At 66.9% G+C, this 21,071-nt stretch carries 19 protein-coding genes; 6 read left to right on the top strand and 13 right to left on the bottom strand.

Features of this window, described 5'->3' with window-relative positions; translation table 11 throughout:
• Nucleotides 1–22: 22 nt before the first annotated feature.
• The 3 genes from ABIB42_RS22165 to ABIB42_RS22175 form a co-directional block, all read right to left on the bottom strand.
• Nucleotides 23–1,288 carry an MFS transporter gene (locus tag ABIB42_RS22165; RefSeq protein ID WP_005666940.1) on the bottom strand — a complete coding sequence of 422 codons (1,266 nt, stop codon included), beginning with the start codon at nt 1,286–1,288 and terminating at the stop codon, nt 23–25.
• Nucleotides 1,289–1,366: 78 nt separating this feature from the next.
• Complete coding sequence (locus ABIB42_RS22170; protein ID WP_005666939.1) at nt 1,367–2,353, bottom strand: fumarylacetoacetate hydrolase family protein; 987 nt, start codon at nt 2,351–2,353, stop codon at nt 1,367–1,369.
• Between the two features lie 98 nt (nt 2,354–2,451).
• Nucleotides 2,452–3,150: an SDR family NAD(P)-dependent oxidoreductase gene (locus tag ABIB42_RS22175; RefSeq protein ID WP_005666938.1), complete on the bottom strand. Its 699-nt coding sequence runs from the start codon at nt 3,148–3,150 to the stop codon at nt 2,452–2,454.
• Nucleotides 3,151–3,311: 161 nt separating this feature from the next.
• On the opposite strand from ABIB42_RS22175, the gene ABIB42_RS22180 reads away from it, so the two are divergent.
• The 6 genes from ABIB42_RS22180 to ABIB42_RS22205 all read left to right on the top strand — a co-directional run bounded on the left by ABIB42_RS22180 (nt 3,312) and on the right by ABIB42_RS22205 (nt 7,933).
• On the top strand, nt 3,312–3,710 hold the full coding sequence (locus tag ABIB42_RS22180; protein WP_040776562.1) for a Zn-ribbon domain-containing OB-fold protein: 399 nt from the start codon (nt 3,312–3,314) through the stop codon (nt 3,708–3,710).
• Nucleotides 3,707–4,900: a thiolase family protein gene (locus tag ABIB42_RS22185; RefSeq protein WP_005666934.1), complete on the top strand. Its 1,194-nt coding sequence runs from the start codon at nt 3,707–3,709 to the stop codon at nt 4,898–4,900. Before ABIB42_RS22180 ends, ABIB42_RS22185 begins: the two co-directional genes overlap by 4 nt.
• A gap of 106 nt (nt 4,901–5,006) precedes the next feature.
• Nucleotides 5,007–5,795 carry an IclR family transcriptional regulator gene (locus ABIB42_RS22190; RefSeq protein ID WP_005666932.1) on the top strand — a complete coding sequence of 263 codons (789 nt, stop codon included), beginning with the start codon at nt 5,007–5,009 and terminating at the stop codon, nt 5,793–5,795.
• A 92-nt stretch (nt 5,796–5,887) separates the two neighbouring features.
• The gene (locus tag ABIB42_RS22195; protein WP_005666930.1) at nt 5,888–6,103 is read left to right on the top strand and encodes a ferredoxin; all 216 of its coding nucleotides are present in this window, start codon (nt 5,888–5,890) and stop codon (nt 6,101–6,103) included.
• Between the two features lie 106 nt (nt 6,104–6,209).
• On the top strand, nt 6,210–6,968 hold the full coding sequence (locus tag ABIB42_RS22200) for an SDR family NAD(P)-dependent oxidoreductase (RefSeq protein ID WP_005666929.1): 759 nt from the start codon (nt 6,210–6,212) through the stop codon (nt 6,966–6,968).
• Nucleotides 6,969–7,012: 44 nt separating this feature from the next.
• On the top strand, nt 7,013–7,933 hold the full coding sequence (locus ABIB42_RS22205; RefSeq protein WP_005666926.1) for a VOC family protein: 921 nt from the start codon (nt 7,013–7,015) through the stop codon (nt 7,931–7,933).
• A 9-nt stretch (nt 7,934–7,942) separates the two neighbouring features.
• On the opposite strand, the gene ABIB42_RS22210 is transcribed toward ABIB42_RS22205, so the two are convergent.
• The 10 genes from ABIB42_RS22210 to ABIB42_RS22255 all read right to left on the bottom strand — a co-directional run bounded on the left by ABIB42_RS22210 (nt 7,943) and on the right by ABIB42_RS22255 (nt 21,055).
• A complete protein-coding gene (locus tag ABIB42_RS22210) occupies nt 7,943–8,674 on the bottom strand; it encodes a Crp/Fnr family transcriptional regulator (RefSeq protein ID WP_005666925.1) in 732 nt (243 codons plus the stop codon).
• Nucleotides 8,675–8,725: 51 nt separating this feature from the next.
• On the bottom strand, nt 8,726–9,667 hold the full coding sequence (locus ABIB42_RS22215; RefSeq protein ID WP_005666924.1) for an electron transfer flavoprotein subunit alpha/FixB family protein: 942 nt from the start codon (nt 9,665–9,667) through the stop codon (nt 8,726–8,728).
• Nucleotides 9,668–9,686: 19 nt separating this feature from the next.
• Entirely contained in the window at nt 9,687–10,436 is a 750-nt protein-coding gene (locus ABIB42_RS22220) for an electron transfer flavoprotein subunit beta/FixA family protein (RefSeq protein WP_005666922.1), read from the bottom strand.
• A gap of 11 nt (nt 10,437–10,447) precedes the next feature.
• Complete coding sequence (locus ABIB42_RS22225; protein WP_005666920.1) at nt 10,448–13,993, bottom strand: indolepyruvate ferredoxin oxidoreductase family protein; 3,546 nt, start codon at nt 13,991–13,993, stop codon at nt 10,448–10,450.
• A 65-nt stretch (nt 13,994–14,058) separates the two neighbouring features.
• Complete coding sequence (locus tag ABIB42_RS22230; RefSeq protein ID WP_005666918.1) at nt 14,059–15,183, bottom strand: acyl-CoA dehydrogenase family protein; 1,125 nt, start codon at nt 15,181–15,183, stop codon at nt 14,059–14,061.
• Between the two features lie 33 nt (nt 15,184–15,216).
• A complete protein-coding gene (locus tag ABIB42_RS22235; protein WP_005666917.1) occupies nt 15,217–16,017 on the bottom strand; it encodes a crotonase/enoyl-CoA hydratase family protein in 801 nt (266 codons plus the stop codon).
• Complete coding sequence (locus ABIB42_RS22240; protein ID WP_429249005.1) at nt 16,014–17,060, bottom strand: acyl-CoA dehydrogenase family protein; 1,047 nt, start codon at nt 17,058–17,060, stop codon at nt 16,014–16,016. Before ABIB42_RS22240 ends, ABIB42_RS22235 begins: the two co-directional genes overlap by 4 nt.
• An 11-nt stretch (nt 17,061–17,071) precedes the next feature.
• Complete coding sequence (locus ABIB42_RS22245) at nt 17,072–18,217, bottom strand: acyl-CoA dehydrogenase family protein (RefSeq protein ID WP_005666913.1); 1,146 nt, start codon at nt 18,215–18,217, stop codon at nt 17,072–17,074.
• A gap of 136 nt (nt 18,218–18,353) precedes the next feature.
• Entirely contained in the window at nt 18,354–19,661 is a 1,308-nt protein-coding gene (locus ABIB42_RS22250; protein ID WP_005666911.1) for an amidohydrolase family protein, read from the bottom strand.
• 119 nt (nt 19,662–19,780) lie between these two features.
• Complete coding sequence (locus ABIB42_RS22255; RefSeq protein ID WP_184238918.1) at nt 19,781–21,055, bottom strand: cytochrome P450; 1,275 nt, start codon at nt 21,053–21,055, stop codon at nt 19,781–19,783.
• Between the last annotated feature and the right edge of the window lie 16 nt (nt 21,056–21,071).

The raw sequence follows: 21,071 nt of genomic DNA on the forward strand, positions 1-21,071 counted from the left end.
GCCCCGTTGGGGGCCCGGCAGGTCAGGCGCGCGCGGCCTGCGGCTGCACCGCAGCCCGGGGACCGCGGCCCAGCGTCAAGAGCATGGCGGCGCCGGCGAGCGTACTGGCGGTGCAGTAGGTGAGCATGGCCCCGTAGCCGCCGGTGGCGCTGAACATCGCGGCGAAGGCCAGCGGTGCGCCGGCCGATGCCACCGTGATCAAGCCCTGGTGCAGGCCGAAGATGCGCCCGTAGTCCTTCAGCCCGAAATAGCGCGCCATCAGGAAGGCGGCGATGTCGAATTCGGCGCCGGCGCCGAGTCCCGCAAGCGCCGCCGCGAGGCTGAGCATGGCGATATCGTCGTTCCCGGACAGGAAGATCATGGTGCCGATCGCAGGCAGCGCCAGGCTGACGGCTGCCACGCCCGGCGGCCACAGGCGGTCGAGCAGGTAGCCGACCACCAGGCGGCCCAGCACCAGCGCGATGCCGAACCAGGCGAACACCTGGGCGGCCGCGCCGGCATCCAGCCCACGGTCGCGCAGCATCGGTACAGTGCTCGTGACGACACCCATCACGGCCGAGACGACCAGGCACAAGGCCAGGTTGCAGATCCAGTACTTGGGCGAGGCCAGCGCCTCTCGGAAGGCCATTCCCGTGAGCGGGGCCGCTGCGGCGGTCCCCGGTTTGGCAGCGGCTGCCGTCTCCGGCAGCCGGAACCAGGCGAGTGTGAGCGGAATGCCGATCACGACATTGACCAGCGCCAGGATGACGAAGGGCGCCTGCCAGCCCCAGTTCGCCACGCCCCATGCAAACAGCGGCGGCGTGACCGCGGCCGTGATGCCGGTACCGGACAGGCCCAGCGCCAGCGCCAGGCCGCGGTTGCGCAGGAACCAGAGGTTGAGCAGCTGGGTCCAGGTCACGGCCAGCGCGCCCATGCCCACGATCGGCAGCAAAAAGAATGCCGCGTACAGGGTCCACACCGAACCGCCGATCTGGGTCGTGGCCAGGTAGCCGAGCGCCATCGTCAGCAGCGACACCACGGTGACACGCTTGATGCCGAAGCGCAGGTTGAGCCAGCCGACCAGCTGCAGGCCGACCACCGCGCCGCCGAACAGGAAGCTGATCGCCGCCTGCAGCGCCGGGCGCTCCCAGCCGAATTCGGCCTGCAGCGGGATCACCAGCACGCCGAAGCCGTACAGCAGGGCGGCGTTAATGCTGATCATGATGCCAGTGATGGCAAGCAGCAGTACGCGCCAGGATTGCTTGAACTCGGCGAAGTCGATCGCCGCGCCGTTCTTTGTTGCGACCATGATTGTCTCCTGTTAGGTCGTGGAAGCGGCGCCCCCGCTCTGCGGCAGGTAGCACCGGCGTGACTGTTGCAGTGCCGCTCAGGGCAGCCGGATTCTCGTGCGCAGGGTGCCGATGCCCTCGACCTCGAGCTCGATGACGTCGTCTGGCTTCAGGTAGCGCAGCTGCTCGAGGCCGCAGCCGTTGCCCACCGTGCCCGAACCGAGCACTTCGCCGGGATACAGGGTTTCGGAGCGCGAGATATGGGCGATCAGGTCCTCGAACTGCCAGCGCATGTCGCGCGTCGATCCCCTGCCCCACTCTTCGCCGTTGACGCGTGCGACCATGGTGAGGTCATATGGGTCGGGTAGCTCGTCGACGGTGACCAGGCAAGGCCCCATCACGTTGCCGGTGTCGAAATCCTTGCTCTTGGCCGGGCCGAGCATGCCGCCCATTTCGACCGCCTGCGTATCGCGGGCGCTCATGTCGTTGAAGATCGTGTAGCCGACGATGTAGTCGCGCGCCTTCTCGCGCGGGACGTCCTTGGCCTTGCGCCCGATGTAGCAGGCGAATTCGAGTTCGAAGTCCATCGCCTTGCTGTAAGCTGGCCAGATCACGTCCTCGTCAGGCCCGATGACGGCGAAGCGGTTGCACTTGTAATAGATGGGCTGGCGGTTGAAGGTGGCGACCACGCGCTCGTCGGCACGGGTGCTCATCTGGGCCAGCGCTTCTTCCGGATTCGGGAGGTGGGCGACGCGCGCGCGGCGGGCTGCGGCAAAGCTCTGCTTCAGGTGCAGCTCGAAACAGGAGCAGTCGCGCATCTGGGGCGGCGGCTGGATCGGGGCGCACAGTTTCACGGACGCGCGCTCGATCACCGCAGCGCTCGGCGCCAGCGCCACCATGCGGCGCGCTTCCTCCATCGCTTCCGGTCCCGCCTCGACCAGGGCCAGGATGCTGCCGAACGCCGGCCAGGCACCGAGACCGGTGCTCCTGGCTGCGATGCTCAGGTCGACGATGGCGCTGTCCGATTCGATCAGCGCGCCGGGGCGCATTGCGCCATGTTCGTCACGGTAGGTAACGAGTCTCATTGCTTGTCTCCATGGGGCCGGTACCGCCGCTGGCGGCCTGGCCCTCCTTGTGGTGGATCGGGCGCCCCCGCGGGCGCGCTGCTTGCCGGCCCTGCTTCCTAGACCCGGCCGTTCACCGGGATGCAGGCGCCGGTCAGCGCCGAGGCGTCGCCGGACAGCAGGAAGGCGATTACCGCCGCCAGCTGGCTTGGTGCCACCCAGCGGCTGGCGTCGGCGTCCGGCATGTCGGCACGGTTCGCCGGGGTATCGATGATGCTCGGCAGTACCGCGTTGACGGTGATGCCGCGGTCTTTCAGTTCCTCGGCCAGGGCTTCGGTCAGCCGCGCCACCCCGGCCTTGGAGGCAGCGTAGGCGCCCATGCCCATGCCGGCCTTGTGCGCCGCCGCCGCGCCGACATTCACGATGCGCCCGGCGCCGCGCGCCAGCAGGTGCGGCAGCGCAGCGCGGCAGCTGGCCACCGCGGTGCGCAGGTTGGTGTCGTACATGCGGTCCCAGGAAGCGAGCGCGCCGCCTTCCAGGGTTTCCCAGGTGAAGCCGCCCGCGACATTGACGATGCCGTCGATCCCGCCCAACGCTTCGCGCACCTGGCCATAAGCTGCGTGGCAGGCCTGTTCGTCGGCCAGTTCGACGACGCCGAGCGCAAACGCGCCGGCGGGCAGGCCGCTCAGGGGTGCGGGTGCGCGGTCGAGCAGCGCGACCCGTGCGCCGTCGGCATGGAGGCGCTGCGCGACGGCGCGGCCAAGCGTGCCGAAGCCGCCGGTGATGACGATGATGCGGGTGTCGAGTGGTGCAGGCATGGCTGGTCTTTCCGATCGGGTCAGGTGGCAACGGACAGCAATTGCAGGAACTTGCTGAAAACTTTAAACAGATTTTCCAATTCTGTCTACATAGTTGTAGAATCCTTGCATCGACAGCGTCAGCGTCGCAGTTGCACCGCATCTTCCCGAAAGTCCAGCACATGACAAGAAAACTCCCGGCGCTCACTCCAGACAACAGCGCCTTCTGGCAAGGCGGCGCGCAGCAGGAGTTGCGCATGCACCACTGCGACGCCTGCGCACGCTTCTTCCACCCTCCGGCGCCGGTGTGCCCGCAGTGCCTGAGCGCCGAGGTCGGCCCCAGGCCGGTGTCGGGCCGGGGGACAGTGTTCACCTATACCGTCAACCACCAGCCCTGGCGCCCCGACCTGAAAGTACCCTACGTGGTGGCCATCGTCGAGCTGGCGGACCAGCAGGGACTGCGCTTCGTCACCAACATCGTCGGCTCCCCACCCGCCGAGGTACACATCGGCATGCCGGTGCGCGTGCGCTTCGAGCAGGTCGAGGATGTCTGGCTTCCCCTTTTCGAGAAGGCGGCATGATGTTCGACCGGATCTACGAAAAAGACGTCGCAATCAGCGGCATCGGCCAGTCCGAAGTCGGGCGCCCGTCCAGCAAGTCCGCGATGCGGCTCACGCTCGACGCCTGCCTGGAAGCGATCGCGGACGCGGGACTGAGCCGCGACGACATCGACGGCGTGTCGTGCTGGCCCGGCGACAACAACAATGGCGATGCTTTCTCCCCGGTCGGTCCGAATGCGCTCATCGGCACCCTGGGCCTGAAGGTCAACTGGTATGGGGGCGGCTACGAAGGACCGGGGCCGCTGGCCGGCGTGATCAACGGCGCGATGGCGATCGCGGCCGGGCTGTGCCGCCATGTGCTGGTGTTCCGCACCATTACCGAAGCGACCCGGCGCCAGACCGACAAGGGCGCCAGCGCGCTCACCAACAAGACGGTCGGCCGCGACAACAGCTTTTTCTGGCAGTGGTACACCCCCTTCAACGTGCTCTCGGGGGCCAACCTGATGGCGATGTATGCGCAGCGCCACTTCCACGAGTACGGCACCACGCCGGAACAGCTGGCCCAGATCGCCCTCACCTGCCGCGCCAATGCCGTACTCAATCCGAAGGCCGTGTTCCGCACCCCGCTGTCGATGGACGAGTACATGGCCTCGCGCATGATCTCGACCCCGCTGCGCATGCTCGACTGCGACGTGCATTGCGACGCCTCCACCGCCATCATCCTGTCGCGCGCCGACGCGGCGGCGCACGGCCCCAACCCGCCGATCCGCATCGAGGCGATCGGCGCCGCCCTGCACCAGCCATGGTCCTGGGACCAGATCGACCTGACCGCGATGGCCACGCGCGATGCGGCCGACATGATGTGGGCGCGCACCGACATCAAGCCTGCCGACGTCGGCACTGCGCAGCTCTACGACGGCTTCTCGATCCTGACCATGATGTGGCTGGAAGCCCTGCGCCTGTGCCCGCGAGGCGAGAGCGGGCCCTTCGTCGAGGGCGGGCACCGCATTGCGCTCGGCGGCGAGATCCCGGTCAATACCAACGGCGGCCAGCTCTCCGGTGGGCGCACCCACGGGCTCGGCTACGTCCACGAGGCCTGCACCCAACTCTGGGGACGCGGCGGCGCGCGCCAGGTGGCGCCCCATCACGCTTCGGTGGTGGCGTCCGGCGGCGGGCCGCTGGCCGGCAGCCTGCTGCTGGTAAAAGACTAGCACGCCACGCGCGCCGTCCTTGCCGCTCAACCATTCTAACTTTAGAATGATATTTTAGATTGCGATTGGTGGCCGAAGGGCTCGCCCTTCGCTTACCGGAGCGCGCATGGCAGTAGATAACAGCAACGAAGAGCGTCCCGACACGTCGACCGGCGTGACGGTCAAGCCGGTCGTCAATGCGATCCGCATCCTGCGCTTCCTGACGACCTCCGGCTCCCCGGAGCGCGCGGCCGACATCGCGCGCGAACTGGAGATCAACCCCAGTACCTGCTTCAACACGCTGCGCACCCTCGTCGCCGAGGAGATGCTCGACTTCGATCCCCTGTCCAAGACCTATACCACCGGCCTGGGCCTGGCCAAGCTGGTCGAGCACCTGGTCACCCAGGGCCAGCGCCTCGATGTGGTACGGCCGCTGATGCAGGAGTTCGCGGCGGCCCACCACGTGACGGTCACCTTGTGGCGCCGCATGGGCAATGACCGCATCGTGCTGGTCAGCGCAGAGACGAGTCCCGGGGACCTGCGCATCGACATGGCGATCGGCCAGCGCCTGCCGGTGCTGATGGGCGCCAGCGGACGCCTGTTCGCCGCCCAGCTCGGCCTGGACGACACGCGCCTGCGCGCCGCCTTCGACAAGGTGCGCTGGGCACGCCCGCTCGCATTCGAGGACTATCGGCAGCAGGTGGCCGACGCCCGCGAGAACGGCTGGTCTGTCGACGACGGCTATTTCTCGGCCGGCATCCTGGCGGTGGCGGCGCCGGTGAACGATCGCAGCGGCGCCATCGCCTACGCCATCTCGGCCGTCACCTTCCGCGGGCAGTACGACCGCGACGGGGTGGAAAAGCTCGGCGAGCTGCTGCGCAAGCTGGCCTCCAAGGCCGGCAACATCCTGTTCTAATCACTCGCACACAAAACGTGACAGATTTTCGATTTGTGTGCATAATCGTCTCACAGACCCCAGCGGTCGGATAATTATTAAAGAGACGAATCATGAGCGAACATCAGCTTCACCGCGTTATCATCGAACGCAGCAAGTGCTGCGGCTATGGCCTCTGCGCCGCCCTCTGCCCTGAAGTCTACAAGCTCGACGCCGGCGGCATCGTGTATGTCGACAACGAACTGGTGCCGGACGAACTGCTGGAAGCGGCGCGCGAAGGCGCCGCCGCCTGCCCGGCCGAAGCCATCGCGGTCCAGGCGCCTGCCTGAATCTCAACCCTGGCGGTCCACGCCATGGGTATGCCCGACATGCGGCCCGCTCGCGCGCCGCATGCGGCGCCTGCGCGGGTGGCCCGCTTTCCTGCTGGGATGATCCATGAATAGATTAGCTGGAAAAGTTGCCCTGATTACGGGCACCGGTGGCGGCCAGGGGCGCGTCGCGGCCCTGCAGTTCGCCCGCGAAGGCGCCACCGTGGTCGGCTGCGATGTCGATCGCGCCGCGCACGAAGAGACGGCGCGCCTGATGGCGGCCGAGGGCTTTACGTTGCATGGCAATGCGCCGGTGGATCTTGGCGACCATGAACAGGCAAGGCGCTGGGTCGAGTCAAGCGCGGAGGAACTCGGCCGCATCGACATCCTGTACAACAATGCCTCGGCTGCGAAGTTCGGCGGGGTCGGCGACATGTCGATCGAGGACTGGCACTACACCATCCGTAACGAACTCGACCTCATTTTCTTCACCACCAAGTACGCATGGCGACACCTAGGGGTGCGCGGCGGCGTGGTGATCAACATCGCATCCACCGCCGCATGGGGCGGCTCGAAAGCCGCCGGGATCAGCGCGCACAGCGCCGCCAAGGGCGCCGTCGTTTCCTTCACCCGGCAGCTGGCGGTCGAAGGCGCGCCGCTCGGCATCCGCGCGGTCAGCATCAGTCCAGGCTTCGTCAGGACGCCCGGCACCGCCGCCTTCGTCGACAATCCGGTCACGCGCCGGATCATCCTCGACGGCGTCCTGCAGGACCGCCCCGGCGAACCGGAGGAAGTCGTGTCGCTCGCCCTGTATGTGGCATCCGACGAAGCGCGCTTCATGACCGGCTCCGACCTGGTGGTCGACGGCGGCCTGCTCGCCATCTAGTCCGGCGCACCGATCACACAACAACAGTAGGAGGAGGAAGACATATGGACATCATCGGCATCGGCTACCTCGGGTTCGAAACCGCGAACCTGGATGCATGGCGCGAATACGGCCCGCAAGTGATGGGCTTCCAGATCGGCGCCTCACCCGAGGGCGATCTTGACTCGCTGTACTTCAGGATGGACGACCGGCGCCATCGCATTGCTTTCCATCCGGGGAAGATCGACCGCCTCGCCTACCTCGGCTGGGAAGCCCGCGGCAAGCTGGAATTCCAGGCCGCCGTCGAGCGCTTCCGCGAACACGGCATCGAAGTGACGGTCGCGGACGAGGCGCTGCGCGAGCGCCGCGGCGTGAAGGAACTGGTGCGCTTCCGCGATCCGGTCGGCTACCAGCACGAGCTGTTCTACGCCCAGAAATGGATGCCGCGCTCGTTCCAGCCGGGCCGCCCGCACGGCGGTTTCGCCTGCGGCCAGCGCGGCGTAGGCCACGTGGTGGTGATCACCCCCGAATACACGCCGGAACTCGAACACTTCCTCACCGGGATCATGGGCATGCGCTATTACGGCGCCGGGGCCGGCAAGGGCAAGACCGGCTTCTTCCGCGCCAAGCTCAACAATCACACCAGCCACGACATCGCCTACGGTTTCGGGCCGGGCAAGGCCGGGGTCCAGCACGTCGGCATCACGGTCAATTCGGTGCGCGACGTCGGCGAAACCTATGACCTGGTGCGCAAGAAGGGGCTGCAAATGATGATGACCCTGGGCCAGCACGTCCAGGATCCGCATATGTCCTTCTATCACTTCACGCCGTCCGGCTTTGCCATCGAGTGCATCGCCGAGCTCGAGCCATGGCACGACGACGGCTACGAGCTGAACCCGGAAAAGCTGTCGACCTGGGGACATGAGCTGGTCGGGCCGATCCTCGGCACCAGCGTGCGCACGCCGGAAGAGATCTTCGAGCGCTGAGCGCGCGCGTCAGGAGCCCTTGACGAGCTTCTGCAATGCGTCCGGCTTGATGATGATCAGCCGGTTCGCATCCTTCTGCACGATGCCCTGCTGGGCCAGCGCGGCCAGCGCGCGCGTCACGGTCTCGCGGCTGGTATTGATCATGTTGGCGATGTCCTGGTGGGTCGGCAGGTTCTCGACCACCGCCGGGGCGCCAGGGTCGTCCTGCTTGTTCTTCTGCATCAGCACCAGGTAGGTGTAGATGCGCTTGGCCGTGTTGTTAATGCTCAGCAGGGATCGGAACTCCGAGTCACGCTCGATCTTTTCGGCCAGGTGCCGGAGCATCCCCATTGCCACCGACGGCGAGTGCGAGAACAAGTGCAGCGCGGTGGCCGCCGGCAGGAAGCCCACCAGCGCCTCGGACATCGCGACGATCGATGCCGTACGGGTGGAATTGTTGATCAGCGCGATCTCACCGAAGAAATCCCCCGGCGCCAGCATGCGCAGGCCAATCGCCCGCCCGTCCTCGGTTACGTTCACCACCTGCAGCTGCCCCGAGAGCAGGAACAGCAGGCCATCCCCATGCCCGCCTTTTTGCAGCACGATGTCGCGCTTGCCGTACTGGCGGATGCGGATTTCCTGCTTCACCAGGATGATTTCCTCGCCCGACAGCCCCGCCAGCAGCGGGATCTTGCGTAGGTGGATGTGTACTTGACGCTCTTCGGCCGGAGATGGATCGGTGGATGGAGTGCTTGCAGTCATGGCGTATTCCGGGAACGCCGATGGGTCGGCACTGCACCACCGGCCACGGGCCTAGTCGATTTCCGCGACGAGTTGCGGAACGACGTCGAACAGGTCGCCCACCAGGCCGTAGTCGGCCACCGAGAAGATCGGCGCTTCCGGGTCCTTGTTGATGGCGACGATGGTCTTCGAGTCCTTCATGCCGGCCAGGTGCTGGATCGCGCCCGAGATGCCGACCGCGATGTACAGGGTCGGGGCGACGATCTTGCCGGTCTGGCCGACCTGCCAGTCGTTCGGCACGAAGCCCGCGTCCACCGCGGCGCGCGATGCGCCCATGGCGGCGCCCAGCTTGTCGGCCAGCGGCTCGAGCAGCTTGAAGTTCTCGGCCGAGCCGATGCCGCGGCCGCCCGACACGATGATCTTGGCGGCGGTCAGTTCCGGACGGTCCGACTTGGCCAGTTCGCGGCCCACGAAGGCCGACTTGCCGATGTCGCCGCTGGTTGCGATCTGTTCCACGGCGGCCGAACCGCCGCTTGCTGCGGCGTCGAACGCGGTGCCGCGCACGGTGATGACCTTCACGCTGTCGCTCGACTGCACGGTGGCGATGGCGTTACCGGCGTAGATCGGACGCTCGAAGGTGTCCGGGGACTCGACCTTGGTGATCTCCGAGATCTGGGCGACGTCCAGCTTGGCCGCCACGCGCGGCAGGATGTTCTTGCCGTAGGCGGTGGCCGGGGCCAGGATGTGCGAGTAGCTGCCGGCGATCGCCAGGATCTGCTCGGCGACGTTCTCGGCCAGGCCGTCGGCGAAGTGCGGCGCATCGGCGACCAGCACTTTCGAGACGCCGGCGATCTGCGTGGCGGCTTCGGCGGCGGCGCCGCAGCCCGATCCGGCGACCAGGATGTGGACCTCATTTGCACCACCTGCGCCGCACTGGGCGGCCGCGGTCACGGTGTGGTGGGTAGCGCCCTTGAGGGAGGCGTTGTCGTGTTCTGCAATGACGAGTGCGACCATGTTCTTTTCCTAAGTATGATTAGATGACTTTGGCCTCAAGGCGCAGCTTCTGCACCAGGGTCGCCACGTCCGGCACCTTGACGCCGGCCGAACGCTTGGCCGGCTCGGTCACTTTCAGGGTCTTCAGGCGCGGGGTCACGTCGACGCCCAGGTCTTCCGGCTTGACGGTTTCCAGCGGCTTCTTCTTGGCCTTCATAATGTTCGGCAGCGTCACGTAGCGCGGCTCGTTCAGGCGCAGGTCGGTGGTGATGATGGCCGGCAGGGTGAGCTGCACCGTTTCCAGGCCGCCGTCCACTTCGCGGGTCACGGTCACCTTACCGTCTTCCAGCACCACTTTCGATGCGAAGGTGGCTTGCGGCCAGCCCAGCAGCGCAGCCAGCATCTGGCCGGTCTGGTTCGAATCGTCGTCGATCGCCTGCTTGCCCAGGATGATCAGTTGCGGCTGTTCCTTGTCGGCCAGCGCCTTCATGATCTTGGCCACGGCCAGCGGCTCGGTCTCGACACTGGTTTCGACCAGGATGCCGCGGTCGGCGCCGATCGCCATGCCGGTACGCAGAGTTTCCTGGCACTGGGCCACGCCCACCGACACGGCGACCACTTCGGTGACCTTGCCGGATTCCTTCAGGCGCACGGCTTCTTCCAGCGCGATCTCGTCGAACGGGTTCATCGACATTTTGACATTGGCGATATCCACGCCGCTGCCGTCGGATTTGACGCGGACCTTGACGTTGTAATCGACCACGCGTTTGACGGGTACCAGTATTTTCATGCAGTTCTCCTTCAGGCTTTTTGTCGTTGGGATACGGGCGCGCCATACTGTGCCATCAGCTGCGCACGCCTCTCGTCGGCCATGTCCATGGCCTTTTCCTTCACGTGGCCGTAGCCGCGAATCTTTTCCGGAAGCCACGCCAACGCGAGCGCCGTCTCCATGCGCTCGTCCGTGAGCGTTTCGCAGAACAGGGCAACCAGGGCAAAATAGTCCTCGACCAGTTGGCGCTCGCGACGCCGTTCGGCACTCATGCCGAACGGGTCCAACGCGGTCCCGCGCAGCCAGCGCATGCGCGCCAGCAGGTGAAACACCGGCATCATCCATGAGCCGAAGCGGCGCTTGGCCGGCCGTCCGTCCGCGCCGGGCCGTGCCAGCAGCGGTGGCGCCAGGTGGAAGTTCAGCGTGTAATCCTTGCCCGGCTCGCCTTCGAACTGCGCACGCAAGGCTGCCAGGAACTCGGGCGCGCTGTGCAGGCGCGCCACTTCGTACTCGTCCTTGTAGGCCATCAGCTTGGCGAGATTGCGCGCCACCGCCTCGGTCAGCGGCTGGCGGCGCTGCCTGGGAAGATCCGCTTCGACAGCGCGCAGGCGCGCCACCGCGGCCCGGTAGCGCTGCGCATAGGCCTCGCCTCCATAGCTGCGCAAGAGCCGGGCGCGCTCTTCGACCAGGCGCTCCAGCGTCACGGGCATGTCCACCACGACCGCGCCCGTCTCCTGCGCCCTGCGGCTCTCTGCAAGTGCTGACGGATCGTGGGCCGCCAGGCGGCCCATCTCGAACGCGCGCTGGTTCTTCTCGACCGCCACTCCATTGAGCTCGATGGCGCGCAGCAGCGCCTGGCGCCCGAGCGGAATCCAGCCCTTTTGCCAGGCATAGCCGAGCAGCAGCGGGTTGGCGAAGATCGTGTCGCCGAACAGGCGGGTGGCGAGCGCGTTCGCATCGACGAACTCGCAGGCATCGCCCACGCTCGCACGCAGGTCCGCTTCCGCGCTGGCGCCGGGGAAGCGCCAGTCGGGGTTCGACAGGAAGGCCGCGGACGGCACGGCGGCGCTGTTCACCACCGCGCGGGTGCGGCCGCGCCGGACCCGCGACAGTGCGTCCAGCGACGCGGCGACGATCGCATCGCAGCCGATCAGCACCGCCGCGTCGCCGGTAGGCACCCGCGTCGCATGGATCAGGCTTGTCTTCGCGGCGATCTGGATGTGGCTGAGCACCGCACCGCCCTTCTGGGCCAGCCCCGTGATGTCGAGGACCTTGACGCCCTTGCCTTCCAGGTGAGCCGCCATGCCGAGCAGGGAACCGATCGTGACGACGCCGGTGCCGCCGACGCCGGGGACCACGATGCCGCACACGCCATCCAGGGCCGGCAGGGTAGGCTCCGGAATTTCCGCTGCCGGTACGGCCTTGGCTTGCGGACGGCGCAACTGCGCCCCCTCTGCCGTCACGAAGCTCGGGCAGAACCCGTTCACGCAGGAGAAGTCCTTGTTGCAGGAGCTCTGGTTGATCTTGCGCTTGGTGCCCAGCGGCGTCTCCAGCGGCTCCACCGACAGGCAGTTCGACGCTACCGAGCAGTCTCCGCAGCCCTCGCACACCGCCGCGTTGATGAAGGCGCGGCGCGGCGGATCGGTGGCCTCGCCGCGCTTGCGGCGCCGGCGCTTCTCGGTGGCGCAGGTCTGCTCGTAGATGAGCACCGACACCCCGGCCGTGTCCCGCAGTTCCAGTTGCAGTGCATCGAGTTCGTCGCGGTGGTGGACCGTGACGGCGGCCGGCAATCCGCTGCGGTCCGCATACTTTTCCGGCTCGTCGCTCACCACCAGCACCCGCAGCGCGCCTTCGCCAGTGAGCTGCTGGGCGATCTGGGCCACCGTCAGGGTCCCGTCCACCGGCTGGCCGCCGGTCATCGCGACGGCGTCGTTATACAGGATCTTGTAGGTGACGCTCGCCTTGGCTGCGATCGCCGCGCGCACCGCCAGCAGGCCGGAATGGAAGTAGGTGCCGTCGCCCAGGTTCACGAACACGTGGCGGTCGCTGGTGAAATGCATCTGCCCGAGCCAGCTGACGCCCTCGCCCCCCATCTGGCTGACGGTCTCGGTGCGCCGGTCCATCCACAGCGCCATGTAATGGCAGCCGATGCCGGCCAGGGCGCGCGAGCCTTCCGGCACCCGGGTCGAGGTATTGTGCGGACAGCCGGAACAGAACCACGGCTTGCGCTCGGCCGTCACCCGCGGCCGTGCCGCCTCTCGCTCCTTGGCCTCGATGATGGCGATGCGCGCATCGATGGCTGCCTGCAGGTCGGCGGGCAGCTCGGCCTGGCCGAGACGGCGCGCGATCGCCTTGGCGATCAGCGCCGGCGACAGTTCGTAGCGGGCAGGCAGCAGCCACTGCCCGCGCGGCGCCGACCATTCCCCGCCGGCGCCGGCGCGCTCGTCGAACTTGCCGTAGACACTCGGGCGCTCCGCGTGCGGCCAGTTGTACAGCTGCTCCTTGATCGCATATTCCAGCACCTGGCGCTTTTCTTCCACTACCAGGATCTCGCGCAGTCCCGACGCGAACTCCTGGACGTCATCGGCGTGCAGGGGCCAGACACAGCCCACCTTCAGGATGCGGATGCCGATGCGCGCGCAGGCGTCATCGTCGATGCCGAGGTCGACCAGCGCCTGGCGCAGGTCGAGATAGGCCTTGCCGGCCGCGACGATACCGAAACGGGCCCTTGGTGCGTCGACCACCACCCGGTTCAGGCGATTGGCCCGGATGTAGTCGAGCGCCGCATACCACTTGTGGTCGACCAGCCGCGCCTCCTGCTCGAGCGGCGCGTCCGGCCAGCGGATGCCCAACCCGCCTTCCAGCGCCGGCGCCGGGGGCAGCACGATCTGCAGGCCTTCCGTGTCGATCTCCACCGAGGCGGAGGACTCGACCACATCGGTGACGCATTTCATCGCCACCCACAGGCCCGCATGCCGGCTCATCGCCCAGCCGTGCAGGCCATAGTCGTGGAACTCCTGCACGCTGGACGGATACAGCACCGGGATGCCGCAGGCAACCAGCAGGTGTTCGGACTGGTGCGCCACGGTGGAGGACTTGGCCGCATGGTCGTCGCCAACCAGCATCAGCACCCCGCCCTTGGGAGACGTGCCTGCCGAGTTGGCGTGCTTGAGGACGTCGGCCGAGCGGTCGACGCCCGGCCCCTTCCCGTACCACATGCCGAACACGCCGTCGCGGGTTGCGCTTTCGTACAGGTTCACCTGCTGGGTGCCCCATACCGCGGTTGCGGCGAGGTCTTCGTTCAGGCCGGGCTGGAACACGACATCGTGCTGTTCCAGGTGCTTCTTCGCCTTCCACAGCGCCTGGTCGAGTCCGCCGAGGGGCGAGCCGCGGTAGCCGGAGACATAGCCGGCGGTGTTCAGCCCGGCACGCAGGTCGCGCGCCTTCTGCAGCATCGGCAGGCGCGCCAGCATCTGGACGCCGCTCAGGAATATCTGTCCCTTGTCGACGGTGTATTTATCGTCCAGGGTGACGGCGCGCAGCGCAGCGCCGGCGGCAGGGCTAAGGGGCGAGTTCATAGCGGGCCTCGGTCGGGAAGTTCAATGAAAAGATCGTGGAAAAGTAGTTCGCCGTGAATTCGGAGCTACAGAGAGCGCGCGATGATCTCTTTCATGATCTCCGACGTGCCGCCGTAGATCCTGGCGACGCGCGCGTCGACCCACGCGCGGCTGATCTTGTATTCGCTCATGAATCCGTACCCGCCATGCAGCTGAAGCAGCTCGTCCAGCACCCTGCCCTGCATTTCCGACCCCATCAGCTTGCACATGGCGCCCACTTCCGCCGACAGCTCGCCGCGCATCGCCTTCGCCAGGCAGTCGTCGACGAACACGCGCAGCATCGTGGCCTGGGCCTTGCATTCGGCCAGCTTGAATTTGGTGTTCTGGAAGTCGAACACGGTCTTGCCGAACACCTTGCGCTCGCGGACGTAGGCCAGCGTGTCTTCGAGCAGCGCATCGATCGATGCGGCGGCGCGCAGGCCGATGATGGTGCGCTCCCAGGCCAGCTGGTGGGTCAGGTAGCCGAAGCCCTTGTTCTCCTCGCCCAGGCGGTTCGCGGCCGGCACCCGCACCTCGTCGAAGAACAGCTCGGAAGTGTCCTGCCCCTTCAGGCCGATCTTCTCGAGCAGCTTACCTTTCGAGAATCCGGGACGGTCGGCCTCGACGCAGACCAGGGTGAGCTCCTTGGCGCCCGGATCGAGCTTGGTGGCGGTGACCATCAGGTCGGCGTTGCCGCCGTTGGTGATGAAGGTCTTCTGGCCGTTGATGACGTAGTCGTCGCCGTCGCGTCGCGCGCTGGTGCGCATCGAGCGCAGGTCGGAACCGATGCCCGGCTCGCTCATCGCGATGACGCCGATGGTCTCGCCGCTGACCATTTTCGGCAACCAGCGGCGCTTCTGCTCCTCGCTGCCGTAGGCGACGATGTAGGGCGCGACGATTTCCGAGTGGGTGGTGAAGCCGATCGCGGTGGCATTCACCCGCGCCAGCTCCTCGATCATCACGGCCGAGTGGCCGAAGTCGCCGCCGGCGCCGCCGTACTCCTCGGGCACGGTGGAGCACAGCAGGCCCACTTCGCCCGCCTTGCGCCACACCGACTTGGGGACGATGCCTGCGTGCTCCCACTCCGCCAGGTGGGGCACGATTTCGTTCTCGATGAACCGCCGGGCCATCTCGCGGAACATGTGATGGTCTTCGCGAAAAACACTGCGCATGCTGCTTCTCCTGATTCTGGGTAGTGCGTGGGCCTAGCGCCCCTGGTATCGCGGTTTGCGCTTGCCGAGGAAGGCGGATACTGCTTCCGCATGGTCCTCGGTGTGGTGGGCCAGCGCCTGGAAGGCGGCCGACATCTCCAGCAGCGAGTCGAGGCGCATGTGCTGCCCTTCGCGCAGCAGCCGCTTGGTCAGGCGCAGCCCGTGCGACGGGTTGGCCGCCATGCGCCGGGCAATGGCGAGGGCGCTGGCTTCCAGTTCAGCGGCGGGCACGACTTCCGTCACCAGCCCCCAGGCCAGGGCGGTCGCGGCATCGATGGTGTCGCCGGTGAGCGCCATCAGGCTCGCCTTGGGCATGCCGACGATGCGCGGCAGCAGCCAGGCCCCGCCGTCTCCCGGTACGATGCCCAGCTTGACGAAGCTTTCGGCGAATTTCGCGGTGTCGGCCGCAATGCGCACGTCGCACATGCAGGCCAGGTCCAGGCCGGCGCCGATGGCCGGACCGTTCATGGCGGCGATCACCGGTACGTCCAGCGTGTACAGGCACAGCGGAATACGCTGGATGCCGTTGCGGTAGCTTTCGCTCACTTCGTAGGGCGAGCCGGCGAAGATGCCGCCGCGCTCGGCCATGTCCTTGACGTTGCCGCCGGCGCAGAAGGCCGGGCCGTTGCCGGTCAGGACCACCACCTTGATGCCGCGGTCCGCCCGCACCATCGCGCACATGTCGACGAACTCCTGCATCTGCGGCGGGGCGCTTAAGGCATTGCGCGTCTCGGGACTGTCCATGCGGACGGTCAGGATGGCGCCATCGCGCTCCAGGATCAGAAAGGGTTTCATGAGCGCTGCTCCATCAGGGTGTCGAAATGGCCGTCGGTCACGCTGGGCCAGAAGCCTGCCGGCCCGGCGGCGCACACGGCCCTGCCAAGTTGCTGCGACCACGCGGTCGCAGATCCGAATTCGCTGCGCCAGGACCACAGGCGGCGGGTGCTCAGGTGCAGCGCATGCTCATGGGTGAACCCGATCGCGCCGTGGACCGCGTGCGCGACGCCGGCGCCGATGCCGGCCGCCTCGGAAGCGCAGATCTTGGCGGCGATCGCCGGCAGCCGCACGATGCGCGTCTCGGCCGCCGCGAACGCGGCTTCGGCCGCCATGACCGTCGCCGCGGCGTGCTCGGCGAGCAGCGCGGCCTGGTGCTGGATGGCCTGGAAGCTGCCGATCGGCTTGCCGAACTGGACCCGTTCGGAGGCGTAGCCGGTCGCCATCTCCAGCACGGCTTCGAGCGCGCCCGCGATCTGGGCCGCGCGTATCATCGCCCCGCCAAGCAGCAGCACGTCCGTTGGCCAGCCCGACGGCAAGGGTGCCCGCGCGGCCGGCGCCGCGTCCTGAAACGACAGCGTGGTGCGCGGCTCCGCCGCCGTATTCGCGCTCTCCAGGCGTCGCGCCGCTTCGGTCGGCAGCAGCACGACGGCCGGCTCGGCGCCGCCCGTCACCGCCACCACGAAGGGCACCGTCCCGCCCCAGGGCACTTCAATCGCCTCGCCGCTCACCACGCCGCCTTGCAGGCGCAGCGAACCCGTGCCTGCGATGCTGACCGCGCCCGGCGCCGGCGCCAGTCCGGCCGCGCCGAGCAGCCAGTTGGCCAGCATGGCCTCGGGCAGCGGCAGCGGCAGGTTATGGCGCCCGGCCAGGCGGACCACGCCGCACACGTCGGCCCAGCCGGCTCCGGCGCCGCCCAGCGATTCGGGCGCCAGGGCCAGCGGAAAGCCGGACTCCTCGACGGCCGCCCACATCGCCTGCGGCCAGGAACCGTCTTCGCATGCCAGCACCGCTACGGGGCTGGCCAGGTCGGCGAACAGGCGCTCGACCGTAGAATCGAACATTTGTCTCATGATTAGCGCATTCCCATTCCGCGCGCGATGATCCCGCGGAGAATTTCGCGCGTACCGCCGCGCAGTGAAAATGAAGGGGCCTCCTGGGTCAGGTAGGCCAGCACCCGCGCGTGCTCGCTCGAGCCGCGCGTGGCCGGCGCCACGTCCAGCAACAGCTGGGCGAGTTCCGGTAGTTCCTGCTCGAAGCTGGTGCCCAGGTCCTTGACCACCGAGGCTTCCCAGGCGGGGTTGCGGCCGGCGGCCAGCTGCGCCGTCACCGCCAGCGACATCTGGCGCAGGGTGACCAGGCGTGCAGCCAGGCGGCCGATCTCCTTCGCCTGCAGCGCGTCCGGCTGGCGGCCGACCTCGGCGATCAGGGTCTCGAGCAGGGCGATCGAACTGAGGAAGCGCTCGGGACCACTACGCTCGAACGCCAGTTCGGCGGTCACCTGGGCCCAGCCCTGCCCCTCGGTGCCGATCAGGGCATCCGCGTCCAGCGTCAGCCCGTCGAAAAACACCTCGTTGAAATGGCTGGCGCCGGTCAGGTCCCTGATCGGACGGATCGTGATGCCGGGCAGGCTCAGGTCGATGATGAACTGCGACAGGCCCTCGTTGCGTTTGCTGTCCGGATCGGTCCGGACCAGCGCGATCATGTAGTGCGAACGGTGGGCGTTGGTGGTCCAGACCTTCTGGCCATTGACCACCCACTTGTCGCCCATCCGGCGCGCACTGGTGCGGATCGAGGCCAGGTCGGAACCGGAGTTCGGCTCGCTCATGCCGATGCAGAAGAAGCGCTCGCCGCGACAGATGGCCGGCAGGTGGAAGGCCTTCTGGGCGTCGGTGCCGTAGTGCAGGATCTGCGGCCCGCTCTGGCGGTCGGCGAACCAGTGGGCCGACACCGGGGCACCTGCCGCCAGCAGTTCCTCGATCACCACATAGCGGGTAAAGGGGCTGGCATCGGCGCCGCCGTAACGCTTCGGCAGCGCCATGCCGATCCAGCCGCGCTCGCCTAGGCGGCGGCTGAAGGCGGCGTCGAATCCCATCCAGGATTCGGCGCGCCGGGTGGGCGGATAATCCGCCAGGGCCTCCGCAAGGAAGCGGCGTACATCGGCGCGAATGGCTTCGGCCTCCGGCGGGATGGGACTGAACTTGAACTGGTCAATGGACATGGTCGGTCATGCGGTGGAGTCGATGCGCCTGTACCGCGCGGCCGCACGCGTCCGGCGCGACCCTCGGGCCACGCGGAAGCGCCGGCTGGCGACGCGGACAGGACTCAGGGGAAGCCCTACCCTCCCCGGCAGATGCTCAGAGCGCGGTCTGCGCGTCGGCGGCGGCAAACATCTTGTTGATGTCGCCCGAGGTGACCGGACGGCTCGGATCGCGCTCCGGCGCGGCGCCGCCCAGGCCGAGGGCCGGCTCGATGCTCACGTGGGTGGCTTGCGCCTTCAGGGCGCCGACGGTGCAGTTCTCGCGTCCGAGGATCGAGAACGGATCGTAGGAGAACTCGCGCATCGCGTTCAGGTGCGTGATCTTGTTGATGACCTCGTCCGACAGGTGCTGCGCCTGGCTCCAGAACACGTTTGCCGAATTCGGCCAGGTGCAGTCGGAATGCGGGTAGTCGCATTCCCAGGTGACCTTGTCGACATTGATCGAGTCGAGGTTCTTCAGGCCGAACGCATCCTCGATGAAGCAGGTGATGATGTGTTCGTTGAAGATGTCGCTCGGTTTCTTGTTGCCGAAGTTCGAGTTGGTCCACTCGTGGTGATGGCTGTGCGTGAAGTCGGCGCGCTCGAGCAGGTAGGGAATCCAGCCGATGCCGCCTTCGGACAGGGCCATGCGCAGCTTCGGATACTTCTTCCACATCGGCGCCCAGATCCAGTCGGCTGCCGAGTTGGAGATCGAGATCGGCATCGAGGTGATCCAGGCGTCGATGGGCGACTCGTCCGAGGCGTGCGCCGCCTTGACGCCGGTGCCGATGTGGCAGCAGATGACGACGTCGTTGTCGGCACAGGCCTTCCACAACGGATCCCAGTGTGCGTTGTGGATCGACGGATAGCCGTGCACGGTCGGGTTGTCGGACAGGGTCAGCGCATGCACGCCCTGGTCCGCGAGGCGCTTGACCTCGGCGGCGGCTGCCTGCATGTCCCACCAGGGCACCATCATCAGCGGGATGAAGCGGCCCGGCGCCGCGTTGCACCAGTCGTGCAGGTGCCAGTCGTTGTAGGCCTGGATCGCGGCGAGACTGACCTCGCGGTCGTTCATCACCTGGAAGCGCTGTCCGGCAAAACCCGGGAATGTCGGGAAGCACAGCGAGCCCAGTACGCCGTTGGCGTTCATGTCGTCGACACGCGCCTTGATGTCCCAGGTGCCGCGCCGCATCTGCTCGTAGGAAAGCGGCTCCATGCCATATTCTTCCTTCGGGCGGCCGACCACCGAATTCAGCCCCATGTAGCCGGTCGCCTTGTCTTCGAACACCCAGACGTCGCGTCCTTTGACGGTCTCGACTTTCGGCTGGCGGCCCTTGAATTTGGCAGGCATGTGGCGGTCGAAAGCGCCGCGCGGTTCGATCACGTGGTCGTCCACGCTGACGAGGATCAGGTCTTCATATTTCATCGTTGTCTCCGAGGAAGGTGTTCGCTTAACCAGCGTTTGGTTTTCTCTGGCTTCATTCTAGAACAGAAATCCAATTTATTAAACACTTTTCTCAAATCTGTTCACCAAATGACCAAACATCAATCCCAGATCACGTGCACGTGCTTCGGCCCGCGCAGCTGGGCGCCGGTGATCTGCGGCGCCGGCATGTCCGGATCCAGGCGCAGGTTCGGCATCAGGTCGAGGATCGCGTTCACCGCCACCTGCAGTTCGGTCTTGGCGATGAACTGGCCGATGCACATGTGCGGACCGAATCCGAAGCCGAAGGATGGCTTGGGCTTGCGGTCGATATCGAATTCCTCGCTGTTTTCGAAGGCTTCCTCGTCGCGGTTGGCGGAACTGACGATGCACTGCACCATGGCCCCTTTCGGGATGGCCATGCCGGCCAGTTCCAGGTCCTGCGCGGCCTGGCGCACCTTGAAGGTGGCCACCGGCTCGAAGCGGATCGCCTCGTCGATCGCCTTGGGCACCAGGCTGCGGTCGCTGCGCACGCGTTCGAGCAGGTCCGGACGTTCCAGCAGCAGGGTCATGAGGGTGCCGAAGGTGCGCGTCGTGGTCTCGGCGGCTGCCGGCAGCAGCGAGCGCACGAAGGTGGTCACCTCATGGTCGTCGAACTTGCGGCCATCGCTCTCCGCGCGGATCAGGCGGCTGATCAGGTCATCGCCTTGGGCGCCATTGCGGCGCACCTCGACCACCGCCTCGTGGGTCGCGTCGTACAGGGCCTTGGCCGCGTCCATCGCCGCCTTGCGCGCCAGCGCGGCCTTTTCGGCGTCCACCTGCGGGCCGGCCAGGATCGCCAGCGCCCACGCCGCGTACTGCTTGATCTTGTCCGGGTCGTTGCCGGGGAATCCGATCAGGGCATAGATCAGGCGGATCGGGAAATACAGGCCGAATTCCATCAGGTCGGCCTTCTTCTGCGGGACCAGCGGAAGCAGGAACTCGTTACGCAGGATCGGATCCATCTTCGAATCGCGCCAGCTGTTGACCACTTCGGGCATGAAGATCGGCTGCAGCAGCGCACGCGCCTTCTTGTGCGCCTCGCCGTCCATGCCGGTCAGGATCAGGCCGTCGAAGAACGCGCCCAGGCCTTCGGCAATGAAGCCGCTGGTGTAGTTGGCGGCATCGCGCAGCACCGCCATGGTTTCCTTGTACTTGAACACCGTGAAGGTCGGCCGGTTCGGGTCCAGCCCGGCGATGTTCGGCACGCCCAGCCTGCCCATGAAGTTCTCGGCGATGATCGGCGAGTTCCTGCGCATGTCGCGGTAGATCGCATGCAGGTCGACGTTCTCGCCGCGGTAATTGTCGGCCACGCCCGAATAGGCGCTCTCGAGGCTCACTTCCTTCACACTGCTCATGTTGTCATCCTCCTGT

The sequence above is a fragment of the Massilia sp. UYP32 genome, from assembly GCF_050434365.1.
GTDB lineage: Bacteria > Pseudomonadota > Gammaproteobacteria > Burkholderiales > Burkholderiaceae_D > Telluria > Telluria timonae.

Coding starts and splice junctions, on each gene's coding strand:
- ABIB42_RS22210 (WP_005666925.1), bottom strand. CDS start 8,674: ATGACTGCAAGCACTCCATCCACCGATCCATCTCCGGCCGAAGAGCGT.
- ABIB42_RS22180 (WP_040776562.1), top strand. CDS start 3,312: ATGACAAGAAAACTCCCGGCGCTCACTCCAGACAACAGCGCCTTCTGG.
- ABIB42_RS22250 (WP_005666911.1), bottom strand. CDS start 19,661: ATGAAATATGAAGACCTGATCCTCGTCAGCGTGGACGACCACGTGATC.
- ABIB42_RS22205 (WP_005666926.1), top strand. CDS start 7,013: ATGGACATCATCGGCATCGGCTACCTCGGGTTCGAAACCGCGAACCTG.
- ABIB42_RS22195 (WP_005666930.1), top strand. CDS start 5,888: ATGAGCGAACATCAGCTTCACCGCGTTATCATCGAACGCAGCAAGTGC.
- ABIB42_RS22240 (WP_429249005.1), bottom strand. CDS start 17,060: ATGTTCGATTCTACGGTCGAGCGCCTGTTCGCCGACCTGGCCAGCCCC.
- ABIB42_RS22255 (WP_184238918.1), bottom strand. CDS start 21,055: ATGAGCAGTGTGAAGGAAGTGAGCCTCGAGAGCGCCTATTCGGGCGTG.
- ABIB42_RS22175 (WP_005666938.1), bottom strand. CDS start 3,150: ATGCCTGCACCACTCGACACCCGCATCATCGTCATCACCGGCGGCTTC.
- ABIB42_RS22185 (WP_005666934.1), top strand. CDS start 3,707: ATGATGTTCGACCGGATCTACGAAAAAGACGTCGCAATCAGCGGCATC.
- ABIB42_RS22245 (WP_005666913.1), bottom strand. CDS start 18,217: ATGTCCATTGACCAGTTCAAGTTCAGTCCCATCCCGCCGGAGGCCGAA.
- ABIB42_RS22170 (WP_005666939.1), bottom strand. CDS start 2,353: ATGAGACTCGTTACCTACCGTGACGAACATGGCGCAATGCGCCCCGGC.
- ABIB42_RS22225 (WP_005666920.1), bottom strand. CDS start 13,993: ATGAACTCGCCCCTTAGCCCTGCCGCCGGCGCTGCGCTGCGCGCCGTC.
- ABIB42_RS22200 (WP_005666929.1), top strand. CDS start 6,210: ATGAATAGATTAGCTGGAAAAGTTGCCCTGATTACGGGCACCGGTGGC.
- ABIB42_RS22230 (WP_005666918.1), bottom strand. CDS start 15,183: ATGCGCAGTGTTTTTCGCGAAGACCATCACATGTTCCGCGAGATGGCC.
- ABIB42_RS22220 (WP_005666922.1), bottom strand. CDS start 10,436: ATGAAAATACTGGTACCCGTCAAACGCGTGGTCGATTACAACGTCAAG.
- ABIB42_RS22190 (WP_005666932.1), top strand. CDS start 5,007: ATGGCAGTAGATAACAGCAACGAAGAGCGTCCCGACACGTCGACCGGC.
- ABIB42_RS22165 (WP_005666940.1), bottom strand. CDS start 1,288: ATGGTCGCAACAAAGAACGGCGCGGCGATCGACTTCGCCGAGTTCAAG.
- ABIB42_RS22235 (WP_005666917.1), bottom strand. CDS start 16,017: ATGAAACCCTTTCTGATCCTGGAGCGCGATGGCGCCATCCTGACCGTC.
- ABIB42_RS22215 (WP_005666924.1), bottom strand. CDS start 9,667: ATGGTCGCACTCGTCATTGCAGAACACGACAACGCCTCCCTCAAGGGC.